The sequence below is a fragment of the Marisediminitalea aggregata genome (genome assembly GCF_900129565.1).
Classification (GTDB): Bacteria; Pseudomonadota; Gammaproteobacteria; order Enterobacterales; family Alteromonadaceae; genus Alteromonas; species Alteromonas aggregata.
Genome location: NZ_FQWD01000006.1, coordinates 351247 through 371818 on the forward strand (window position 1 = coordinate 351247; position 20572 = coordinate 371818).

The 20572-nt window shown below is 50.6% G+C and carries 15 protein-coding genes; 8 read left to right on the plus strand and 7 right to left on the minus strand.

Going from position 1 to position 20572, the window contains the following annotated elements:
* Nucleotides 1-107 precede the first annotated feature (107 nt).
* The 5 genes from hrpA to BUB81_RS18235 form a co-directional block, all read right to left on the minus strand.
* The gene (gene hrpA / locus BUB81_RS18215) at nucleotides 108-4004 is read right to left on the minus strand and encodes an ATP-dependent RNA helicase HrpA (RefSeq protein WP_073324762.1); all 3897 of its coding nucleotides are present in this window, start codon (nucleotides 4002-4004) and stop codon (nucleotides 108-110) included.
* 239 nt (nucleotides 4005-4243) lie between these two features.
* The gene (locus BUB81_RS18220) at nucleotides 4244-4663 is read right to left on the minus strand and encodes a CBS domain-containing protein (protein ID WP_073324763.1); all 420 of its coding nucleotides are present in this window, start codon (nucleotides 4661-4663) and stop codon (nucleotides 4244-4246) included.
* A 242-nt stretch (nucleotides 4664-4905) separates the two neighbouring features.
* On the minus strand, nucleotides 4906-5373 hold the full coding sequence (locus BUB81_RS18225; protein ID WP_073324764.1) for a flavodoxin family protein: 468 nt from the start codon (nucleotides 5371-5373) through the stop codon (nucleotides 4906-4908).
* A gap of 60 nt (nucleotides 5374-5433) precedes the next feature.
* Nucleotides 5434-5790 carry a hypothetical protein gene (locus tag BUB81_RS18230; protein ID WP_073324765.1) on the minus strand — a complete coding sequence of 119 codons (357 nt, stop codon included), beginning with the start codon at nucleotides 5788-5790 and terminating at the stop codon, nucleotides 5434-5436.
* Between the two features lie 66 nt (nucleotides 5791-5856).
* The gene (locus BUB81_RS18235) at nucleotides 5857-6864 is read right to left on the minus strand and encodes an isoaspartyl peptidase/L-asparaginase family protein (RefSeq protein WP_073324766.1); all 1008 of its coding nucleotides are present in this window, start codon (nucleotides 6862-6864) and stop codon (nucleotides 5857-5859) included.
* A gap of 279 nt (nucleotides 6865-7143) precedes the next feature.
* Here BUB81_RS18235 and sbcB point away from each other — a divergent pair, with 279 nt between their 5' ends.
* Both sbcB and BUB81_RS18245 read left to right on the plus strand, forming a co-directional pair.
* Nucleotides 7144-8583 (plus strand): exodeoxyribonuclease I, encoded by a 1440-nt coding sequence (gene sbcB, locus BUB81_RS18240; RefSeq protein ID WP_073324767.1) that lies wholly within the window; start codon nucleotides 7144-7146, stop codon nucleotides 8581-8583.
* A gap of 174 nt (nucleotides 8584-8757) precedes the next feature.
* The gene (locus BUB81_RS18245) at nucleotides 8758-10413 is read left to right on the plus strand and encodes a flagellar assembly protein A (protein ID WP_073324768.1); all 1656 of its coding nucleotides are present in this window, start codon (nucleotides 8758-8760) and stop codon (nucleotides 10411-10413) included.
* A gap of 34 nt (nucleotides 10414-10447) precedes the next feature.
* On the opposite strand, the gene BUB81_RS18250 is transcribed toward BUB81_RS18245, so the two are convergent.
* Together BUB81_RS18250 and BUB81_RS18255 are read right to left on the minus strand one after the other, a co-directional pair.
* A complete protein-coding gene (locus BUB81_RS18250) occupies nucleotides 10448-11866 on the minus strand; it encodes a GGDEF domain-containing protein (RefSeq protein WP_084526703.1) in 1419 nt (472 codons plus the stop codon).
* A gap of 178 nt (nucleotides 11867-12044) precedes the next feature.
* A complete protein-coding gene (locus BUB81_RS18255) occupies nucleotides 12045-13220 on the minus strand; it encodes a thiolase family protein (protein ID WP_073324770.1) in 1176 nt (391 codons plus the stop codon).
* A 444-nt stretch (nucleotides 13221-13664) separates the two neighbouring features.
* Between BUB81_RS18255 and BUB81_RS18260 the strand changes: the two genes are divergently transcribed.
* From BUB81_RS18260 to BUB81_RS18285, 6 genes are read left to right on the plus strand one after another with little or no spacing between them, the layout of a single operon-like run.
* The gene (locus tag BUB81_RS18260; RefSeq protein ID WP_073324771.1) at nucleotides 13665-14066 is read left to right on the plus strand and encodes a MerR family transcriptional regulator; all 402 of its coding nucleotides are present in this window, start codon (nucleotides 13665-13667) and stop codon (nucleotides 14064-14066) included.
* Between the two features lies 1 nt (nucleotide 14067).
* Nucleotides 14068-15237: an isovaleryl-CoA dehydrogenase gene (locus BUB81_RS18265; RefSeq protein ID WP_073324772.1), complete on the plus strand. Its 1170-nt coding sequence runs from the start codon at nucleotides 14068-14070 to the stop codon at nucleotides 15235-15237.
* A 38-nt stretch (nucleotides 15238-15275) separates the two neighbouring features.
* Nucleotides 15276-16883 (plus strand): carboxyl transferase domain-containing protein, encoded by a 1608-nt coding sequence (locus BUB81_RS18270; RefSeq protein ID WP_073324773.1) that lies wholly within the window; start codon nucleotides 15276-15278, stop codon nucleotides 16881-16883.
* 9 nt (nucleotides 16884-16892) lie between these two features.
* Nucleotides 16893-17690: an enoyl-CoA hydratase/isomerase family protein gene (locus tag BUB81_RS18275; protein WP_073324774.1), complete on the plus strand. Its 798-nt coding sequence runs from the start codon at nucleotides 16893-16895 to the stop codon at nucleotides 17688-17690.
* The gene (locus BUB81_RS18280) at nucleotides 17687-19645 is read left to right on the plus strand and encodes an acetyl/propionyl/methylcrotonyl-CoA carboxylase subunit alpha (protein ID WP_073324775.1); all 1959 of its coding nucleotides are present in this window, start codon (nucleotides 17687-17689) and stop codon (nucleotides 19643-19645) included. The genes BUB81_RS18275 and BUB81_RS18280 overlap by 4 nt, the downstream gene beginning before the upstream one ends.
* On the plus strand, nucleotides 19635-20555 hold the full coding sequence (locus tag BUB81_RS18285) for a hydroxymethylglutaryl-CoA lyase (RefSeq protein WP_073324776.1): 921 nt from the start codon (nucleotides 19635-19637) through the stop codon (nucleotides 20553-20555). Before BUB81_RS18280 ends, BUB81_RS18285 begins: the two co-directional genes overlap by 11 nt.
* The last annotated feature ends 17 nt before the right edge of the window (nucleotides 20556-20572 follow it).

The window sequence follows — 20572 nt, forward strand, 5'->3', positions numbered from 1 at the left end:
CTCCTGTGACTGCTACCACTATTTCAATAGGGCCCGCCATAGGTGAACCCCCTCACATGTTATTGGTTATAGGGCGACATTATTCGCTTGTCAATGTTATTTCCCGTTTAAAACTGCTCAAGCTGGTTTTCAATGCGTTTTGCCGAAATCGGGTACGCGGTGCCCAGTTGCTGAGCAAACAAGGATACCCGCAGTTCTTCAATCATCCAGCGAATAGCAAGTAAATCTTCTGGCACTTTGTGTTTCGGGTATTTAGCCAGTGTACTTTGATAACTACTTTCTACTTTGTCGATGGTGATCTGCTGGATTCGGTCCCGGTTGGGATCAACCGGCAGTTTTTCCAGCCGACGAGCAAGTGCTTTCAGGAATCGGTTCCAGTCATCTAAACGCTGACTGCCAAATTCCGCCACGAAGCCTGGGAAGACCAGCGTAGCTAAGTGCGCTTTGATGTGGCTTAACCCACTCACCATATCGAACGACACCTTGCCTTTCATCTTCTTCTGACACTCATGCGCCAGTGTTAAACCTGATTCAACCTGCTGGGCAATCACCAGCACTTCATCATTGATATTCGCTCTGACAAAATCGAGACACGCCTCAAACTGCGTTTTGTCTCGCACCGGACTGCCTGACTGTGATTGGAAGCGCCGACTCAGGGCATCGATGCCCGCCAGAATACAGTCGTCAATCAAGGCTTTTATTTGCCCAAAGGGATTAAAATACAAACCCAGTTTGGCTTTATTCGGCAGCTTTTGTTCCAGGTAGCTCACCGGCGAAGGCATGTTGACCATAAGTAGCCGGTTTAACCCTTGCTGGTGCATGGATGCGGCTTGTTCGGCCTCTGGTACAAGTTCAATATCAACGCGTTTGCCTTTCACCACCAGCGCGGGATATGCCTGCACTTCAAACCCGCCGTGTTTCTGAGTAAAGCTCTCAGGTAAGGCATCAAAATCCCAAGTGGTAATATCTTTCCGCTCTAACTCAGGCGTGGCGGCTTTTTCAAAGGTTTGTTTCACCTTCCCCTGCAGCGTGTGCTTCAACGCGTCCAGATCATCGCCACGGGCGAGCACCTTGCGGTCTGCATCCACTACTTCAAAATGCATGATCAGGTGCTTGTCGAGCTGGTCCAGTTGCCAGTCTTCGGGTTCAACAGTGACCCCGGTCATACGCAATAATTTTTGCGAAATGGCTTCTAACAAGGGAATCGGCCGACCGGATTTTTCCTCGGTATTTTTTATGTCCGACAAGCAGGCTTCCGCGTAGTTGGGTGCCGGCACGAAGTTACGTCGCAGTCGCTTAGGTAAACTCTTGATAAGCTGAACCACCAGCTCGTGCCGCAGGCCCGGCACCTGCCAGTCAAAGCCGTCGGCTGATACCTGGTTCAACAGTGGCAGAGGTATGGTAACAGTAACCCCGTCATCAACTGCGTTAGGCTCGAAGTGATACCGCAGCGGCAGCGACAAATTGCCCTGAAGCCAGCTATCCGGAAACGCATTAGCCAGACCGGTGCCCGGCTGCTGCACAAACACATCGTCTTCTGTGAATCGCAATGAGGCCAGCGCCTCTTTCTGCTTGGCCCACTTTTTAAACGCCGCTTCGCTGTTAACTGATACCGGCAGTTTTTGGGCATAAAAGTCCACCAGTTGCTGTTCATCAACCATCAGGTCGCGACGCCGGGTTTTCTGTTCCCAGTCATCGGCCAGTTGCAACATGGCCTGATTGTCTTCCAGCACGTCATACCGCAAGCGGGTATCGCCATTAACCAGTGCTTCCCGAATGAATAACTGATGGCACACAGGCGGGTCTATCTGACTATAAGTAACAAACCGCTGCGCAACTATCGGCAAGCCAAATAGGGTGACCTTCTCACTAGCTGTCACTGCACCGCGTTTTTTAGACCAGTGCGGCTCCGAGTAATTTTGCTTCACCAAATGACCAGCCAGACGTTCTATCCACGCAGGGTCAATTTTAGCCACCATACGGGCGAACAGTTTAGAGGTTTCAACCAGCTCTGCCGCCACTACCCATTTCGGATTGGCTTTTGCCAGCCCTGAGCCGGGAAATATCATGAATTTAGTATTGCGGGCACCGAGGTATTCGCGCTCTTTGTCTTTCATGCCTATATGAGACAACAGGCCGGTACACAGAGCCTGGTGGATCGCGGCATAATCAGCAGGCTGTTGAGTGATGCGCAAATTTAACTCTGCAACCGACTTTCGCAGTTGGCTTACGATATCCTGCCACTCGCGCATACGCAGGTAATTTATAAAGTTAGCCTGACACCATTTGCGCAATTGATTGTTCGACAGCTCGTTTTGTTTTTCCCGAAACGCCTGCCACAAATTCAACAAGGCAATAAAGTCAGAGTCTTTGTCGGCGAACTCGGCATGTTTTTCATCTGCCTGAGCACGCTTTTCCTGCGGTCGCTCACGTGGGTCCTGAATCGTCAGTCCCGCGGAGATAACAATGACCTCCATCAGGCAGTTCAGCTCACCTGCTGCGACCACCATTCGGGCATAACGTGGATCAACCGGCAAGCGGGATATCTGCCTGCCAAGTTGAGTAAGCCCCGCTTTTTCTTTGCGCCGGTCAATCGCCTGAATTTCTTCCAGCAGACGGAAGCCGTCGTTGATTTGCCGGCTATCAGGCGGCTGTACAAAGTCGAAACTTGCGATATCGCCTAATCCCAGTGTCAGCATTTGCAAAATAACCGACGCTAAATTAGTACGCAGGATTTCCGGATCGGTAAACGCCGGACGGTTTAAATAATCGTCCTCACTGTAAAGTCGAATACAGATCCCTTCTGACACACGGCCACACCGCCCTGCCCGCTGGTTCGCCGACGCCTGAGACACCGGCTCAATGGGCAAGCGCTGTACTTTGCTGCGCGGGCTATAACGGGAAATCCGGGCCGTGCCGGGGTCAATGACGTATTTAATGCCCGGCACAGTAAGCGAGGTCTCGGCCACGTTGGTAGACAACACAATACGGCGCCCGCCATGGGGCTGGAATATGCGTTGTTGCTCTGAAGCCGATAAACGCGCATAAAGGGGAATAATTTCAGTATTGCGGTATTGCTGTTTACTGAGGGCATCCTGGGTATCGCGAATTTCGCGCTCCCCGCTCAGGAATACCAGTATGTCACCGCGAGGCTCGCGCATGAGTTCATCGACGGCATGAATAATGCGATCAACCTGGTCCTGATCGTCTTCGGCGTCTTCCGGGTCGTGATACCGAATTTCTACCGGGAATGTGCGGCCACTGACTTCAATAATGGGCGCATCGTTGAAATAACGGGAAAAGCGCTCCGGATCAATGGTTGCTGACGTGACAATGACTTTCAGCTCGGGCCGCTTCGCCAATAGCTGCTTCAGGTAACCAATCAAAAAGTCGATGTTCAGGCTGCGTTCGTGCGCCTCATCAATAATGATGGTGTCGTATTCATTTAAAAAACGGTCTTGCTGCATTTCAGCAAGCAACATACCGTCGGTCATGAGCTTGACCAGGGTGCTGTCGCTGACCTGATCAGAAAAGCGGATTTTAAAGCCGACTTTTTCGCCAATCTCAGTACCCAGCTCCTCAGCAATACGCGACGCGACACTTCGAGCAGCAAGACGTCTTGGTTGCGTATGCGCTATTTTGCCAGTAATCCCCCGTCCTAACTCCAGGCATATTTTGGGGATCTGCGTGGTTTTACCCGACCCCGTCTCACCGGCAATAATGACCACCTGATTATCGGCAATCGCTTGCTTAATATCGTCTTTGCGTTCGCTAACCGGCAGCGCCGGATAGTCTATTTGTGGCACTGCGGCCGCCCTGGCTTCACAACGCGCAATAGACGCATTGATCCTGTCTATCACCTTAGCAAGTTGTTGATGGCTGGCCTCGTCATCGGCTTTTGCTTTTTGCAAACGCTGTAATTGACGACGAATGGGAAAGCGATCAGCAATAGCACATTGCGGTAACTGACTAAACAGCGCTTTGAACGGCGAGGGATTGGGCATAGTGGGCTGCGTATGACTCTGAACTACAAAAACACGGATCCTAGAAGAAGCGGCCGGTTTTTTCTAGCCTTTTCGGGTATTTTGCCGCACATTGCCATGAGCCGCAGCGAACGCTTTGCCAATGCAAGACGGAACAGAGTGCATCCAGCGCAAACACCATTACGCTGGGCTTCTGTTAGCAATAACGTTGGCTAAGACGCAAACCCGCCAGTCAGGACCAGCGAAGTTCGGCATTTTAATCAGGCGGTTTTCGGGTATTCGGCGTGGAGCTGTTTGTCGATTGCAGCCAGAATCTGAGAACGACTGATACAACCCACCAGTAACCCGTCAGCATCTACAACCGGGTACATCTTGGGCTTTTCGATCAGTAACTTTTCTGCCACTTCTAAAATCGACATGGTGTCAGACACTGTCATCACCGGCGAGTGCATAATCTCGCCTACGCGACACACCTGCTCCCGATAGTAGGTCGACTCAACCATGGCTTTAATACAATCCTGCTCAGACAGAAACCCGCAAAGCTTACCCGCTTCATCCAAAACCGGGCCACCAGACTGCTGTCGCTGTAGCAGTCGTTCGACGGCTTCTGCAACGGGCATATTTTTGGTGAGTTTAACGGGGTGATGGTCCATATAATCACAAACCTGCAACGATTCCATTTTTCCTCCTGCACAGCGGTGGCCAACACAGGCCGGTACTGCATAGTTGTTGTTATCCTGAGGGTGTTTGCACGGACATCTCAACACGTAACAACAGCCTCTAGCGCTTGGGGCATGGGCCCTGATTAAAAGTGAATGCCAGAAACTCTTATACCTTAAGCGTAGCGTAGTTTTGGAAAAACCGCATAAAATATAGCGCAATAGGGTCAGGCGAACCGTCAGGCAGTTAAAACGTTAACGAATCAAATAATCCCGGCTTCCAGACTAGCTGCCATTGTGAGTCCGAGCGCCTCACACTCTGCTAAAAACGCAGTCTTGAATTCGCCCTTACAAATGAGTGGGGCTTGCACCAGCTTCCAGCGCAGTCCAGTGGTAACCGACGTTATAGCGCGGAGCGTTCCTGTCCCATCCTGACCAGCCCGAATATAGAAACTAAACGGCATGGCCTGAGTATGTTCAAGACAAGGGTAGTAGCAACGGTCAAACAGGTCTTTTGTTAAGCCCGCCATGTAGCCCAGGTTTTCAGTCGTCCCAATAATAACAGCCTGGGCCTTGCAGATATCCTCAGGTTGCACAGCCGCAGGCGCTGCAACCACTACGTTGATATTGTTGATGTCGGGATGACAGGCACCACGTTCAACCGCTTCTGCCATTTGACGGGTATTGTCGGAAGGGGCATGTGCAATAATCAACAGGGTTTTCGTCGGCATTTGTGACTCGCTATGGCATAGCTGTTTTAGCGACTACTCTACCCTGCCCACATCCATGACTCAATGCAGCAGGTCCAGACTGTCGGCGTCTTCCTTGCAGAAAAGTAACTGGCATTGGTGCATAGCAAGCGCTTCCTGAAAGTGTGTTTGATAATGCAAATAATCAGACTCAAGAACACAGCATACCGCTTTGATGTTGTGACGCTTAACCAGAGCCAGCAGTTCGTTTTCATAACGAAGTTCAGCTCCTAGCATAATTGTTTTGTGGTGCCAGGGAGCCTGATTAATAAAAAAGCGTACAACGTAACGCTGACGTGCAGTTAATGAACTCCCTAACTGAAAGGACAGGTAATCTGTGCCGACGATGATGATCGGGACCGGCACAGGTTTAAATAGGGAAAACAGACGTTTAAGCATAGACAACAATGGTATTTATCTGCATGTGGCAGGCAGTATTAACTGAATACTACCCGCCAACGCAAATTATTCGTTAATCCATTGCTGATAAATGCCGACTTTAAGATTTCCCTGAGTATCGATTTGCGCGCGATACATGCCGGAAGTATTGAACACGGCAGCGATGTTGCCCTTTGCATCGACGGCAATAATACCGCCATCGCCCTCGGCTTTAACCAGAACATCATTGATAACGGTATTCGCAGCGTCGGCCAGCGTATCATTGCGGTATTTCATTCGGCTACAAATATCAGCGGCAACGTGAAAACGAATAAAATACTCGCCGTGTCCGGTGGCAGAAACAGCACAGCTTTCGTTATCTGCATAGGTGCCAGCGCCAATAACCGGTGAGTCACCAATACGGCCAAATCGCTTAGCGGTCATGCCGCCGGTTGAGGTGCCCGCGACCAGGTTGCCATATTGGTCGAGCACTACCGCGCCAACGGTACCAAAGCGCTCGTTACCCTGTTGTCCACCATAAGGCACATTCGCGTTAAGGATCCGCTCTTTCGCTTTGAGCAAGGCTTTGTAACGTCGCTCTGTATTGAACAAGGTGTTTTTGACCGGTTTCATACCAATCGATTCGGCAAATGCTTCTGCCCCTTTTCCACTGAGCATCACGTGCGGCGACTGTTCCATCACCGCCAGTGCGGCGGCTATTGGACTACGGATGGTTTTCACCCCAGCGACTGCCCCAGCATTCAGCGTGCCACCGTGCATAATAGATGCGTCCAGCTCGTGTTGACCTTCAAAGGTGTAAACGGCGCCAATGCCCGCGTTAAACAGCGGTGACGTTTCCATAACCTGAATGGCGGCCACGACCGCTTCTTCGCCCTTCGCACCGTCTTTCAGTAGCTTATAGCCGGTTTGCACGGCTTCCTGCAGTGCAGCCACATAAGCGGCTTCGCGTTCTGGCGTCATATTGGCCTTTAAAATTGTGCCAGCACCACCGTGGATGACAATGGCAACATCCTGCGCCCAGCCCGGTGCGATTAACCCACAGCAGAACAAAGCAGTGTAAATACGTTTCAGCATTTTCTTGAATACTCCCTACGGAAATGTTTTATTCACTCTACGGGTTTCCCGGGATGCTGACCAGAGCCAATGGCCGGCTTTTTGCGGCATTCGTCGAAACTGCTGCTGTTAGGTATCTCATTCTTTATTCAAGGCACTTGGGCACGCTGAATGCGCGTGTTAGTATCCACCCTATTGCCCACTGGCTACGTAGCCACGTACTGCGTGCCGTTTAGTGCTACAAATGCTCAGTGGCTTCCTGAATACCGCATTAGCAAACAATAAAAAGTACAATTCATCATGAGTCAACACAGTCCGGCCAGCTTTCTCTGGCATGATTACGAAACCTGGGGTGTCAGCCCACAAAAAGACATGCCCAGCCAGTTTGCGGCTATTCGCACCGACGCAGATCTGAATGAAATTGGCAAGCCCATCAATATTCTTTGCCAGATTGCTAATGACTATTTACCACAGCCACAGGCTGCACTGGTAACGGGATTAACGCCGCAACACACGCTGCGCGATGGGATGAATGAAGCTGACTTTGCCGCTAAAATTCATCAGGTAATGTCGGAACCCGGTACCTGTGTTGTAGGCTACAACAGCATTCGATTCGACGATGAAGTGTCCCGCTATTTGTTTTATCGTAATTTCTACGATCCCTACGCAAGGGAATGGCAAAACGGCAATAGCCGTTGGGATATCATTGATCTGGTGCGTGCCTGTTATGCCCTGCGCCCGGAAGGCATTGAATGGCCAATGCGAGACGACGGCTCTCCCAGTTTTAAGCTGGAGTTATTAACCGCGGCCAATGGCATCGATCACGGCCATGCTCATGACGCGTTGTCTGATGTACGCGCCACTATCGCGCTGGCCAAACTGATTAAAGACAAACAGCCTAAACTATTTGATTACGCGCTTTCACTGCGCCAGAAAGCCCAGGTATCACGACAAATTAATCTCCAGCAACTCACGCCTCTGGTTCACGTATCGTCAAAAATCCCGGCTAGTCAGGGTTGCTGTACCTGGATCCTCCCGGTTGCTCAGCACCCGACAAACCCCAATGCCGTGATTGCTGTCGACTTACAGTCAGATCCGTCACCGCTGTTGTCATTAGACACAGAAGCGCTCAGAGAGCGTCTGTACCGCAAACGCGAGGAGATGCAGGACGACGAGCCCCGCCCGGGCATCAAACTCATTCACATTAACCGCTCGCCGTTTATTACCACGGCCAAGGCCGTATCCGAAGAAAACGCAGAGCGTTTGGGCATTAACCGGGAACAGTGTCTGGCAAACTATAAACAATTGGTGGCTGACACCAGTTGGATTCAGAAGCTAACGGATTTGTATAACACCGAGCTCGATGAACAAGAGCTCGACCCGGACCATGCCTTGTATAGTGGCGGCTTTTTAACGAGGGAAGAGAAAAACTGGTGTGATGATGTACGTACTTCGTCTCCCGAACAGCTCACCAGCCTGGCAGACAAAACGCAGAACCCGACGCTGAAATCGTTGCTATTTCGCTACCGGGCGAGAAACTACCCTAATACCCTCACCTTTGAAGAAAGTCAGAAATGGCAGCGTCATCGTCAGTTCCGCTTAACGGACCCAACCTCTCCTGCGAGCATTACGCTAGAGCAGTATTTATTTACGCTTGAGCAATTGGCAGAACAACACGCCGACAATGCCGAGCACAAAGCAATACTAAAAGCGCTGTATGCATACGCACAAAACTTGTGATTTTTTCCGGATTAGTGCATCTTTAGTCTAAATCGCATTCAACTTTAGTATGCATTTTACCTGTAGCAGGTTCTCCTCACCGAGAACTTGCGGCACATCTGACCCATGTGTACTCAATAATAATAAAACGTGTCGTTTACCAAGCGCTCAATACAGGACAGGAAGTAAATCACTATGAAAGGCGTTCAATTTTCGTTTGATGATAATCGTAACAACGTTACGCTTTCTATTGCCCCCGACCAACTTGAACAAGAGCTCAGTGCACAAGCCGTGTATGACGCCCTTTGTGAACAAGGTTTCGACGAGGTGTATTTGTCCCAGTCGGCGATAAAAGCAACCTGCGACAAAGCTAACCACTTTTTCAAAACGAAAGACAAAACCAGCGTCATGGAACAGGTTGGTGAGCGTCGCCACTGTGAAGTTGAGTTTCGTATCAGCGAAGACAACATGACAGGATATGCCATTCTCACTGCGCCTCATGGCGGTCAGATCCCCGACACAGCCCAGGTCCTCAGGCTTGCTCAAAAAGCCAATATTCGCCGGGGCCTGGGGAAGAAACGGGTAAAAGCGCTGCTTGAACAATTATCAGAAGCAGAGCCGGGCAAACGTATTGAAGGCCTTATAGCCAAAGGGCTTCCCCCTCGTGACGGCCGCTCTTCGAGACAGCGTCCACTGGTCCCCAATGCATTAGATCGGGTGTTGCGCCCTCAACAGTCAAATGAAAAGAAAGTCGATATGCGCAACCTGGGCGAAATCGTGTGTGTGAAAGCGCACGCCGAGGTTATGCGACGTGAGCCTCCGACCAAAGGCCGCAGTGGTTTTGATGTGCGGGGCAACACGCTGGTTTCCAAAGAAGGTGAATGGCAGCCTATCAAACTGGGTAATGGCACGGCTATCAGTGATCACGACGAAAACCTGGTGGTGTCCACCATTGCGGGTATGCCGAAGTACATGGATCTCATCATGCAGGTTGATGATACGTTTATTTGCCCAGGCGTGAACGTGGGAACCGGTCATGTAACTTACGAAGGTTCGGTTTTGGTTAATGGTGATGTAACGGAAAAAATGATCATCAAAGCCAAAGGTGACGTCACCGTAAACGGCTTTGCAGAGTCTGCAACTATTGAGGCCGGTGGCGATATTATTATTACCGAAGGCGCCATGGGCAAACAGCAGGACGTGATGCGCGAGTATACCTGTCAGCTAAAAGCCGGTGGCAGTATTTATATCCAGCACGGTCAGGGTGTCGATATTGTGTGTAATGGTAGCCTGAACGTGGGACGCCAGCTTGCACATTGCCGTGTGAGTTCTGGTGGCGGCGTCACCATTGGTCGTCCGGAAAATCCTCAGGGCAACATTTTTGCCTGCGAGGTAAGTAGTCAGGGCCCGGTGATTGCGGGCACAGTTGGAGCAATATCAGGCAGTACGCTACGTATAGACTTTAGCCCTGGTTTTAACCAGCTTCAGGCGCGCAAAGACTTTTTTGAAGATTTGCTGAAGCAGATTCGCACAAACGCCACCCGCCACAAAGAAAAGATGGATATTATTAACAATCGCGTCGTACCTAAATCATTGCTGGCTAAAGTGTCTGAAGCAAAAGAACTGCTACGCAATGAAACTACCCTGCTTTCGTGGATGGAGAGTAAGTCGGTGCAATTACTGGAAGCAAAGCAACACTACCAGGAATCCGCGCGTTTGATTGCCACCAAAAAGCTGTATTCAGGGGTATCGGTAAAACTGAATAACCGAAACTGGCGTTCCGAGCGTGAATATGAACGAGCCAAAGTGAGTTATGACATGCACCAATGGAAGTATGAACCCATGGTTTAAACCAAAGGGGCTGAGGCCCCTTTTTTGTTGTTATTCAGGTTTCCGCAATCATGACTTTGCCACCGTGTTGACGGCGTGCCAGATACAATGCCTGACTCGCTCGCTCATACCAGTCAGCGAACGTTTCACCTTCTTGCAACGCAGCCAGTCCAATCGAGAATGGTAAATCGCGAATATCTTCTCTTTGGTGCGTTTCAACCGCCTCTTTTAGCCGGTCAGCCAGGATCTTAGATGCAGAAATGGGGGTTTGTGGGCACAGTATAATGATTTGTTCAGAGCTCCAACGACCCGCAATATCCACTTCCCGAACACACGACAAGCAAATTTTTGCCAACTCTTTGATGCCATCTTCATTGATAACCGGCTTGCTGTTTATCTGTCTGGCTGACTGACTGGTAAAGTCGAATAAAATCAGACTGGCGGCAGTATGAAAACGATTAAAGCGCGATACTTCATCTTCAGCTCGATGAAGCATGAAATTGCGGTTATACAAATTTGTCGATGTATCGTGAGACGATAAAAACTCCAGCATTCGGTTCTTTTCGAGTAAGACCGTCTGCAGGTTTTCCATTTCTTCTTGTTTCTGGCGCATTTCACTCTTGCAGCGCCGGATTAAGTTTTTACGCCAAATAAGTGTTGCCAGCAGAATACCACCACAGAATACAACCAGAATACCCAGGCGGAAGTCTTGCTCAGAATGACTTTTAACATTGTTCCATCGCTTATAAATAGCAACGCTGGTAGCCTCAGGTATCCCGTCGATTGCACTATTCAATAGCGGGATCAAATCTGCATGCGCTTTATTCACACCCAATCGCAATAAATGCACAGGCTCGACATACCCGGTTATCGCCATGTCGTGCAAGTTCATGCGGTTCATTTCAGAATTAATGCTTAACAGCGCCCCCGCCATAACATCAACATTGCCCCGAGCCAGCTCGCGGACGGCTTCGGCCTCGGAGTTCATTAGTTGTAAGCGAATATCCGGATAGTAACGCGCCAGGTACTCTGCGAGGTGACTGTTTTTGTCTACTGCAACCAATTGGTGTGAAAGTCCGTCGATACCGTGATACATGACATCATAACTTTCACTCACCAGTACATTGGGTGTAGCAAAGTAAGGCGCGGAAAAGGTCAGAAAAGAACGGTAAACCGACGATTGACTGACCATAGGCAAAACCATGCACTTCCCGGTTTGTACAAACTCGAGGGACTGTTGCCAGCTGTCGGTTTCGACCAGTTTGAATTGAACACCGGCGAGTTCGCCAATGACCGTGAGGTAATCTGCGGAAATACCGACATGTGCGCCATTACGGACCATTTCATAAGGCACCCACGAAGGGTTAACACAATAAGTGACGATTGAAGGCGCAGATAGTGCAGAAAACGTCCAGCCACTTAACATGGCAGAAAGTACGCCCCACCGCACTAAGGTTGCTTTAAACTTGAACATGGTAACAATGTTATTCTTATTTCGTGTCAGTATGCGTTTTCAACGGTGTGAAATCAACTTAAACAAGACAGAAAAGCTAATGAAACAGATAGTTATGCCGCTTTCGACAGACTAGAAACAACCTCTGGTATATCTTCATGTTCAATCAGCGAGGCGCACTGCGCCCCGCCATTTGGTATTACAGCATCTCTACCGCTAATGCGACGCCTTCACCACCACCAATACACAAGGACGCAATCCCTTTTGATTTGCCTTGTTGCTTCAGTGCATGAAGTAACGTAACCAAAATACGCGCACCTGACGCGCCAATGGGATGACCCAATGCACAGGCACCGCCTTTAACGTTAACTTTCGACGCATCGAGGTCGAGCTTCTTGATTGCCAGCATAGTTACCATTGCAAAGGCTTCGTTAATTTCAAACAAATCAACGTCGTCTTTGGTCCACCCCGCTTTATCCAGGACTTTTTCCATGGCACCAACAGGGGCGACAGTAAAATCTTCTGGCTTAATAGAATTTGTTGCGTGCGCAACAACTTTTGCCAGTGGCGTTAAGCCCAGTTCAGCCGCCTTTGACTCACTCATCACCAGCAGCGCAGCAGCACCGTCAGAAATTGAGCTTGAGTTGGCGGCTGTTACTGTTCCGTCGCGCTTGAACGCAGGACGAAGTGAAGGAATTTTTTCCGGCTTCGCCGCTAATGGGCCTTCGTCGGTATCGACAACCACTTCCCCTTTACGGGTAGCAATAGTAATTGCACTGATTTCGTCGCCAAAGGTACCCGCACTGATCGCTTCGTTGGCTTTCGACAATGAACCAATGGCGAATTCGTCCATCATTTCACGAGTGAGGCCTTCCGCATCAGCCGTGGCTTGTGCAAAACAACCCATCGCCTGGCCGTCGTAAGCATTTTCTAATCCGTCCATCATCATGTGGTCCAGCACCTGACCATGCCCCATGCGATAACCACCACGGGCTTTTGGTAACATGTATGGCGCATTACTCATACTTTCCATACCACCAGCCACAATGACTTCTGCACTGCCCGCCTGTATCATATCCGACGCCAACATAACGGCTTTCAGACCAGACCCACAGACTTTGTTAATTGTAACTACACCGGCCGCTAACGGCAGCTCGGCTTTTAATGACGCCTGACGCGCCGGTGACTGACCCAAACCTGCAGGCAATACACATCCCATAATGACTTCATCGATGACATTGACGTCAATACCACCACACACCGACTTAATCGCTTCCGCACCTAAGTCTGTAGCTGGCAGCGCTGACAAACCACCCATAAAACCACCCATGGGAGTACGTTTAGCAGCGACGATAACGACAGATTCTTTACTCATAGTTTCCTTGCCTCATTTAGGTTTTACACAAACAGTTAATACCAACCTATAAGATAAGTGTTACAAGTACTGCACTTATCCCGTTAGTAATTTACCAACAACGGATTTTCATGTTCAGCTGTGGCCTGTTTATTGTTACCGGTTACCGCATCATTGCCCTGAAAATGCACTGTGCACTTCAGCCTTCAAGCCTGTTGTTGAGTAACCCCACACTAGATTTAGCAATAATTACAGTAAAAATAAACACGCTTGTAGCTTACACCTGTATACAAAAATAAACACAAGACTTTGGTTTTATAGAAAGCCTCGCACTTCACGCCATTGACGTTAATTAAATGTTACTTTACCTTTACGTTAACTCAACCTAACGTTAACGTAAACTGCAGCCTGTTTACACTATAACACTACCGGGTAACTACAGGTGAGACTTTAGGAAATCGGCTTATGACCAATCAAGAAAATGAATCAACCTACACCATCGGTGAACTTGCCAGGGAGTTTGATATTACCCCTCGTTCAATACGTTTTTATGAAGAACAGTCATTACTGAGTCCTAAACGTACCGGACAGAACCGTATCTACTGTAACAAAGACCGCGTCAGGTTAAAGCTAATTATGCGTGGTAAGAGGTTGGGCTTCTCATTGGCCGAGATAAAAAATCTGTTCGAGTTGTACGACAGCAACCCGAATTCCAGTGTACAGCTTCAGACGATGCTGCAACTTACCGAACAAAAACGCGCCGTATTGCGCCAGCAACTCGACGACATCCAAATGTTGATGAACGAACTGGATGAAGTGGAAACCCGCTGCCGCGAAGAACTGGCCGACTTACAACAAGGTGAATAATATGACTGCTCATTACCCTACGCTTAACTTCGCCCTGGGTGAAGATATCGACATGCTGCGCGACCATGTTTACCAATTCGCGCAAAACGAAATTGCCCCGCTTGCAGCTCAGGCTGACGAAGACAACGCTTTTCCAAATGCCCTGTGGCCTAAATTAGGTGAAATGGGATTGCTAGGCGTAACAGTCAGCGAACAGTACGGTGGTGCTGATATGGGCTATCTGGCCCACACGGTCGCCATGGAAGAAATCAGCCGGGCGTCGGGCGGTATCGGCCTGAGCTATGGCGCGCACTCTAATCTGTGTGTGAACCAGATTTTCAAAAACGGAAATGATGCCCAGCGCGAAAAATACCTGCCTAAGCTGGTCAGTGGCGAGCACATCGGTGCATTAGCGATGAGTGAACCGAATGCCGGTTCAGATGTGGTAAGCATGAAGCTCGCCGCAAAAAAAGTGGGCGACAAATACATCCTGAACGGTAACAAAATGTGGATCACAAACGGTCCGGATGCCCATACCTTTGTGATCTACGCAAAAACCGACGTGAACGCCGGCCCCAAAGGCATCACCGCATTTATTGTTGAGCGCGATTTCCCTGGCTTTAGTCGTGCACAGAAGCTCGACAAACTCGGCATGCGTTCGTCGAACACCTGTGAGCTGGTATTCGAAGACTGTGAAGTACCGGAAGAAAACGTACTGGGTGAAGTGGGCGGCGGTGTGCGCGTGCTCATGAGTGGCCTGGATTACGAACGTCTGGTGCTGTCTGGCGGCCCATTGGGCATTATGCAGTCATGCATGGACATCGTTGTGCCTTACATCCATGACCGCCAGCAATTTGGTCAGTCCATCGGTGAATTCCAGTTAGTTCAGGGCAAAGTCGCCGACATGTATACCCAAATGAATGCAGCAAGAGCCTATGTGTATGCCGTAGCTAAAGCCTGCGATCGCGGTGAAACCACACGAAAAGACGCCGCTGGCGCTATCCTTTATTCGGCGGAATTAGCGACCAAAATGGCACTGGACGCCATCCAACTACTGGGTGGAAACGGCTACATCAATGAATACCCAACCGGACGCTTACTGCGCGATGCCAAACTGTATGAAATTGGCGCGGGTACCTCAGAAATTCGCCGCATGCTGATTGGCCGGGAATTATTTAAAGAAACCGCATAGTAGATCAGGCAGTTAACGACAGAAAAAGAGGAGGTGCTATGCCTGTACTCAATACGAATATAAACAACCAGTCTGAAGCCTATAAAAATAACTACCAGGCGATGCAGCATGTGGTTGACGATTTGCAAAAGACCATTGCGCAAATCATGCAAGGTGGTGGCGACAAGTATGTTGCCCGCCACAAGGAAAAAGGCAAACTGCTGCCTCGGGAACGTATTGATGCCCTACTCGATCCGGGTTCACCGTTTCTCGAAGTCGGCCAACTTGCGGCGTGGAATGTGTACGAGGACTACGTGCCTTGTGCCGGTGTCATTGCAGGCGTAGGTATGGTCAGTGGCGTTGAATGTATGATCGTTGCCAACGACGCCACAGTGAAAGGCGGCAGCTATTACCCATTAACGGTGAAAAAGCACTTGCGTGCCCAGGCCATTGCCGAGCAATGTCATTTGCCTTGCATTTATCTGGTCGACAGTGGCGGCGCTAACCTGCCCCGTCAGGATGACGTATTTCCGGATCGCGAACACTTTGGTCGTATCTTTTTTAATCAGGCCAGAATGTCATCGCAAAACATTCCACAAATTGCCGTGGTGATGGGTTCCTGTACCGCAGGCGGTGCTTACGTACCCGCCATGGCTGACGAGAGCATTATCGTCAAACAACAAGGCACCATCTTTTTGGCTGGCCCGCCATTGGTTAAAGCCGCAACCGGTGAAGAAGTGACTGCCGAAGAGCTTGGCGGTGGCGACGTACATACACGTATATCAGGCGTTGCCGATCATCTGGCCAATAACGACCACCACGCGCTGCAAATTGCCCGTGATGCCGTCGCGCGCCTGAACCGTAAAAAGCCCGACACAGTGACCACTGAGCCGGTGAAAGCCCCGCGCTACCCGGCGCAAGAGCTTTACGGCATCGTGCCACAGGATCTGCGTCAGCCATTTGATGTGCGCGAAGTCATTGCCCGTATTGTGGATGACTCTGACTTTGACGAATTCAAAGCACGCTATGGCACCACACTGGTGTGTGGTTTTGCCCGCCTGCATGGCATGCCGGTCGGTATTGTGGCTAACAACGGTATTCTGTTTAGTGAGTCCGCACAAAAAGGCGCGCACTTTATTGAGCTGTGCTGTCAACGCAAGATCCCGCTTATCTTTCTGCAAAACATCACCGGTTTTATGGTGGGTAAACAATACGAAGCCGACGGTATTGCCAAGCACGGGGCCAAAATGGTGAACGCAGTAGCCTGCGCAAACGTGCCGAAACTTACCGTATTAATTGGCGGCAGCTTTGGTGCGGGTAACTACGGTATGTGTGGCCGTGCTTATGACCCGCGCTTTATGTTCATGTGGCCAAATGCCCGTATTTCCGTAATGGGCGGCGAGCAAGCCGCAGGCGTGCTGGCGCAGGTGAAGAAAGAGCAAAAGCTACGTGCAGGTGAAACCTGGTCGCAGGAAGAAGAGCAAGCCGTTAAGCAACCGGTCATCGACAATTACGAACGTCAGGGTCACCCCTATTACGCGTCTGCCCGCTTATGGGACGACGGTGTTATTGATCCGGCCCAAACGCGCAATGTGTTGGCGCTAGCATTAAGTGCCAGCCTGAATAAACCCATTGAAGACACCCAGTTCGGCGTGTTCAGGATGTAAGGACCGATAATGACTCAAGATATTCTGTACGAGCTAGACCACCTTGGGGTGGCAAGAATTACGCTGAACCGCCCGGAGAAACACAACGCCTTCGACGATACCATGATCGCCGAGCTGACCCGCTGTTTCGTAAAAGCCGGCAGCGATCCTGCCGTGCGTGCCGTGGTATTGGCCAGCAACGGCAAAAACTTCTGTGCAGGCGCAGATGCAGGCTGGATGCAGCGAATGGCTGGATACAGTGAAGCACAAAACCGCACTGATGCGATGCAACTTGCCACCATGCTGCAAACCCTATACCGCCTGCCCAAGCCCACCATTGCGCGTGTTCAGGGCGCAGCCTTTGGCGGTGCTGTTGGGCTAATTGCGTGTTGTGACATGGCGGTGGCCTGCAAGATGAGTAAGTTCTGTTTAAGCGAAGTTAAACTAGGGCTTATTCCGGCAACCATTAGTCCGTATGTCATTGAAGCAATGGGCAAACGCGTTGCCAAGCGTTATTTCCAAACCGCTGAAGTTTTTTCAGCCCGACGAGCGCGCCGACTTGGCCTGGTAAGTGAAGCGGTCAGTGAAGATCAGTTGGATGACGAGGTCAATTCGTTGTTGACCGCCCTGCTCCGCAATGGCCCTACTGCTATCGCTGAAGCTAAAGCACTCATAGAGCAGGTTGCTGGCGCCCCCATTGACGAATCGGTTATGCAAAACACCAGCGACTGGATTGCGCGGATCCGCGTCTCAGAAGAAGGCCAGGAAGGGCTAAACGCCTTTTTGGAAAAACGCCAGCCGGCCTGGATTAAGGAGTCTGAAAAATGATTCATAAATTACTGATCGCCAACCGTGGTGAAATTGCCTGTCGCGTGATGCGCACAGCCAAAGCCATGCACATTCCTACTGTGGCGGTATATTCTGACGCTGATAGCAACGCCATGCACACTGCGATGGCAGATGAAGCCATCGCCATTGGTCCGGCGCCGGCCACGCAAAGTTATCTGGTGCAGGATAAAATTATCGAAGCAGCCAAAGCTACCGGCGCCAATGCCATTCACCCTGGCTATGGTTTCTTGTCGGAAAATGCCGGTTTTGCCCGTCGCTGTGAAGCCGAAGGTATTATTTTTGTGGGCCCACCAGCCAGTGCCATCGACGCCATGGGCTCAAAATCCAAAGCCAAGCAGATTATGGAGCAGGCAGGCGTGCCATTAGTACCGGGTTATCATGGCGACAATCAGGATGAGCAAACCTTATTAAACGCCGCCCGCGAAATTGGTTTTCCGGTAATGCTAAAAGCGGCAGCCGGTGGCGGCGGAAAAGGCATGCGCCAGGTCATGGAAGAAGCCGATTTTGACGCCGCACTAGCCGCGGCAAAACGCGAAGCGAAGGCCAGTTTTGGTGACGACACTATGCTGGTGGAAAAATTCCTGACCCAGCCGCGTCATGTTGAGATTCAGGTATTTTGCGATAGCCACGGCAATGGCGTTTACCTGTTTGAACGCGATTGTTCAGTGCAGCGCCGTCACCAAAAAATCATTGAGGAAGCCCCTGCCCCAGGCTTGTCAGATGAAGTCAGAAAGCAAATGGGTGAAAGTGCACTGGACGCCGCTAAAGCCATTGGCTACGTGGGCGCAGGTACGGTGGAGTTTTTGCTGGACGTTGATGCTTTCTACTTTATGGAAATGAATACCCGACTCCAGGTAGAGCACCCGGTCACCGAGTACATTACCGGCGAAGATCTGGTTGCCTGGCAATTGAGTGTGGCGCAGGGTAATCCCTTGCCGAAATCACAGGAGCAGCTGACCTGCCACGGTCACGCCTTTGAAGTACGCGTATATGCCGAAGATCCCGACAATGGGTTCTTACCTTCCACCGGTACGCTGAGCCACTTGCAGTTTCCGCAGGTGTCGGAATCGGTGCGGATAGATACCGGCTTTCAGCAAGGCGATACCGTGTCGGTACACTATGACCCCATGATTGCAAAAGTCATCACCTGGGGTAAAGATCGCGAAGAAGCACGCCAACGTATGCTGGCTTGCCTGAAAGAGACCCATGTGGTCGGTGTTACCACAAATATTGGCTATGTTAACCGCGTAATGCAGCACCCGGCGTTTGCAAATGCTGAGTTAACCACCCACTTTATACCGCATCACGAGGCGGACCTAACCGCACCGGCTATGCCTGATACATTGTTACCAGTTATGGCCTTGCGGTTGCTACTGACTCAGCAGTCAGCTGTGCATGCCGACCTGTCACACTGGCGTATGAATCACCCGCATAAGCAACAACTCAATCTTGAGTGTATGGGCAAGCATTACGCATTAACCGTAACCACACAGCCGCAGCAATTCTGTATTGACTATGAAGGTCAGCAGTGGCTGGTCAACGGAACCTGGCGGGACGGGATGTTACAGGCAGAGGTGAATGGCTATCGCAGTCAGCACCGCATGGCCTGTGTCGATGAAACAGCCAATCAATGGGTGCTATTCAATGGCGCGGAAACACGTCATTTCGCGCAGGTACATGCCGATATGGGTGAACATGACGACAGCCACGACGGCGGTTGCATTGCACCAATGAATGGAACTATCGTCAAGCTGTTAGTAGACACCAATACCCCGGTCAAAAAAGGCACGCCATTGCTGGTAATGGAAGCGATGAAGATGGAACACAACGTCACCGCCCATGCCGATGGTCAGGTAGGTGAGTTTTACTTCAGCGCCGGCGACATGGTTGACGGTGGTGCATCATTGTTGGAGTTTATTGCCGATGACGCCTAATTACCCAACCCAAGTAAGTATTCTGGAAGTGGGCCCGAGGGACGGTTTGCAAAACGAAGCGCAAACCATTCCTTTACAGGCAAAAACCGACTTTATTCACGCCCTGGCCAAAGCCGGACTCACCCGCATTGAGGCCGGTAGCTTTGTGTCACCCAAATGGGTGCCGCAAATGGCGGATTCCGCAGAGGTGTTTAAAGGTATCTCACGCCTACCCGGAGTTACCTACAGCGCCCTAACGCCCAATGATAAAGGCATGCAGGCAGCGCTTGAATCTGGGGTTGATGAAGTCGCCATTTTTGCCGCCGCTTCAGAGGCCTTTTCTATGCGCAATATTAACTGCAGCATTGCGGAAAGCCTTAAGCGCTTTGAAACGGTCATGCAAATGGCAAACGACAACGGCATGAAAGTCCGGGGTTATTTGTCCTGCGTTATGGGCTGTCCCTATGAGGGGGAGATATTGCCCGATAAAGTTGCTGAAGTCACAAAAACACTGCTGGACATGGGCTGCTACGAGGTGTCGCTGGGAGACACCATTGGTGTAGGTACCCCGGGGCACACCCACCGCTTATTCGATACCCTGCTTGAGGACATTGACGTAAGTAAACTCGCTGCTCATTTCCACGACACCTATGGTCAGGCACTGGCCAACCTGGTGGTTGCATTGCAATACGGTGTGAACACCATTGACAGTGCAGCAGGCGGATTAGGCGGCTGTCCTTACGCCGCGGGTGCAAGTGGCAATGTGGCTACCGAAGACGTGGTGTACATGCTAAATGGCATGGGCATTGAGACGGGTGTTAACCTCAACGCGGTTCTCGCTGCTTCCAATGCCATGTTTGGTCACCTGGAGCGCCAGGCCACGTCCCGGACCTACACAGCAATGCTGGCGAAGTGTAATCGCAGTTATTAACGCCGTATTAGGTCGGT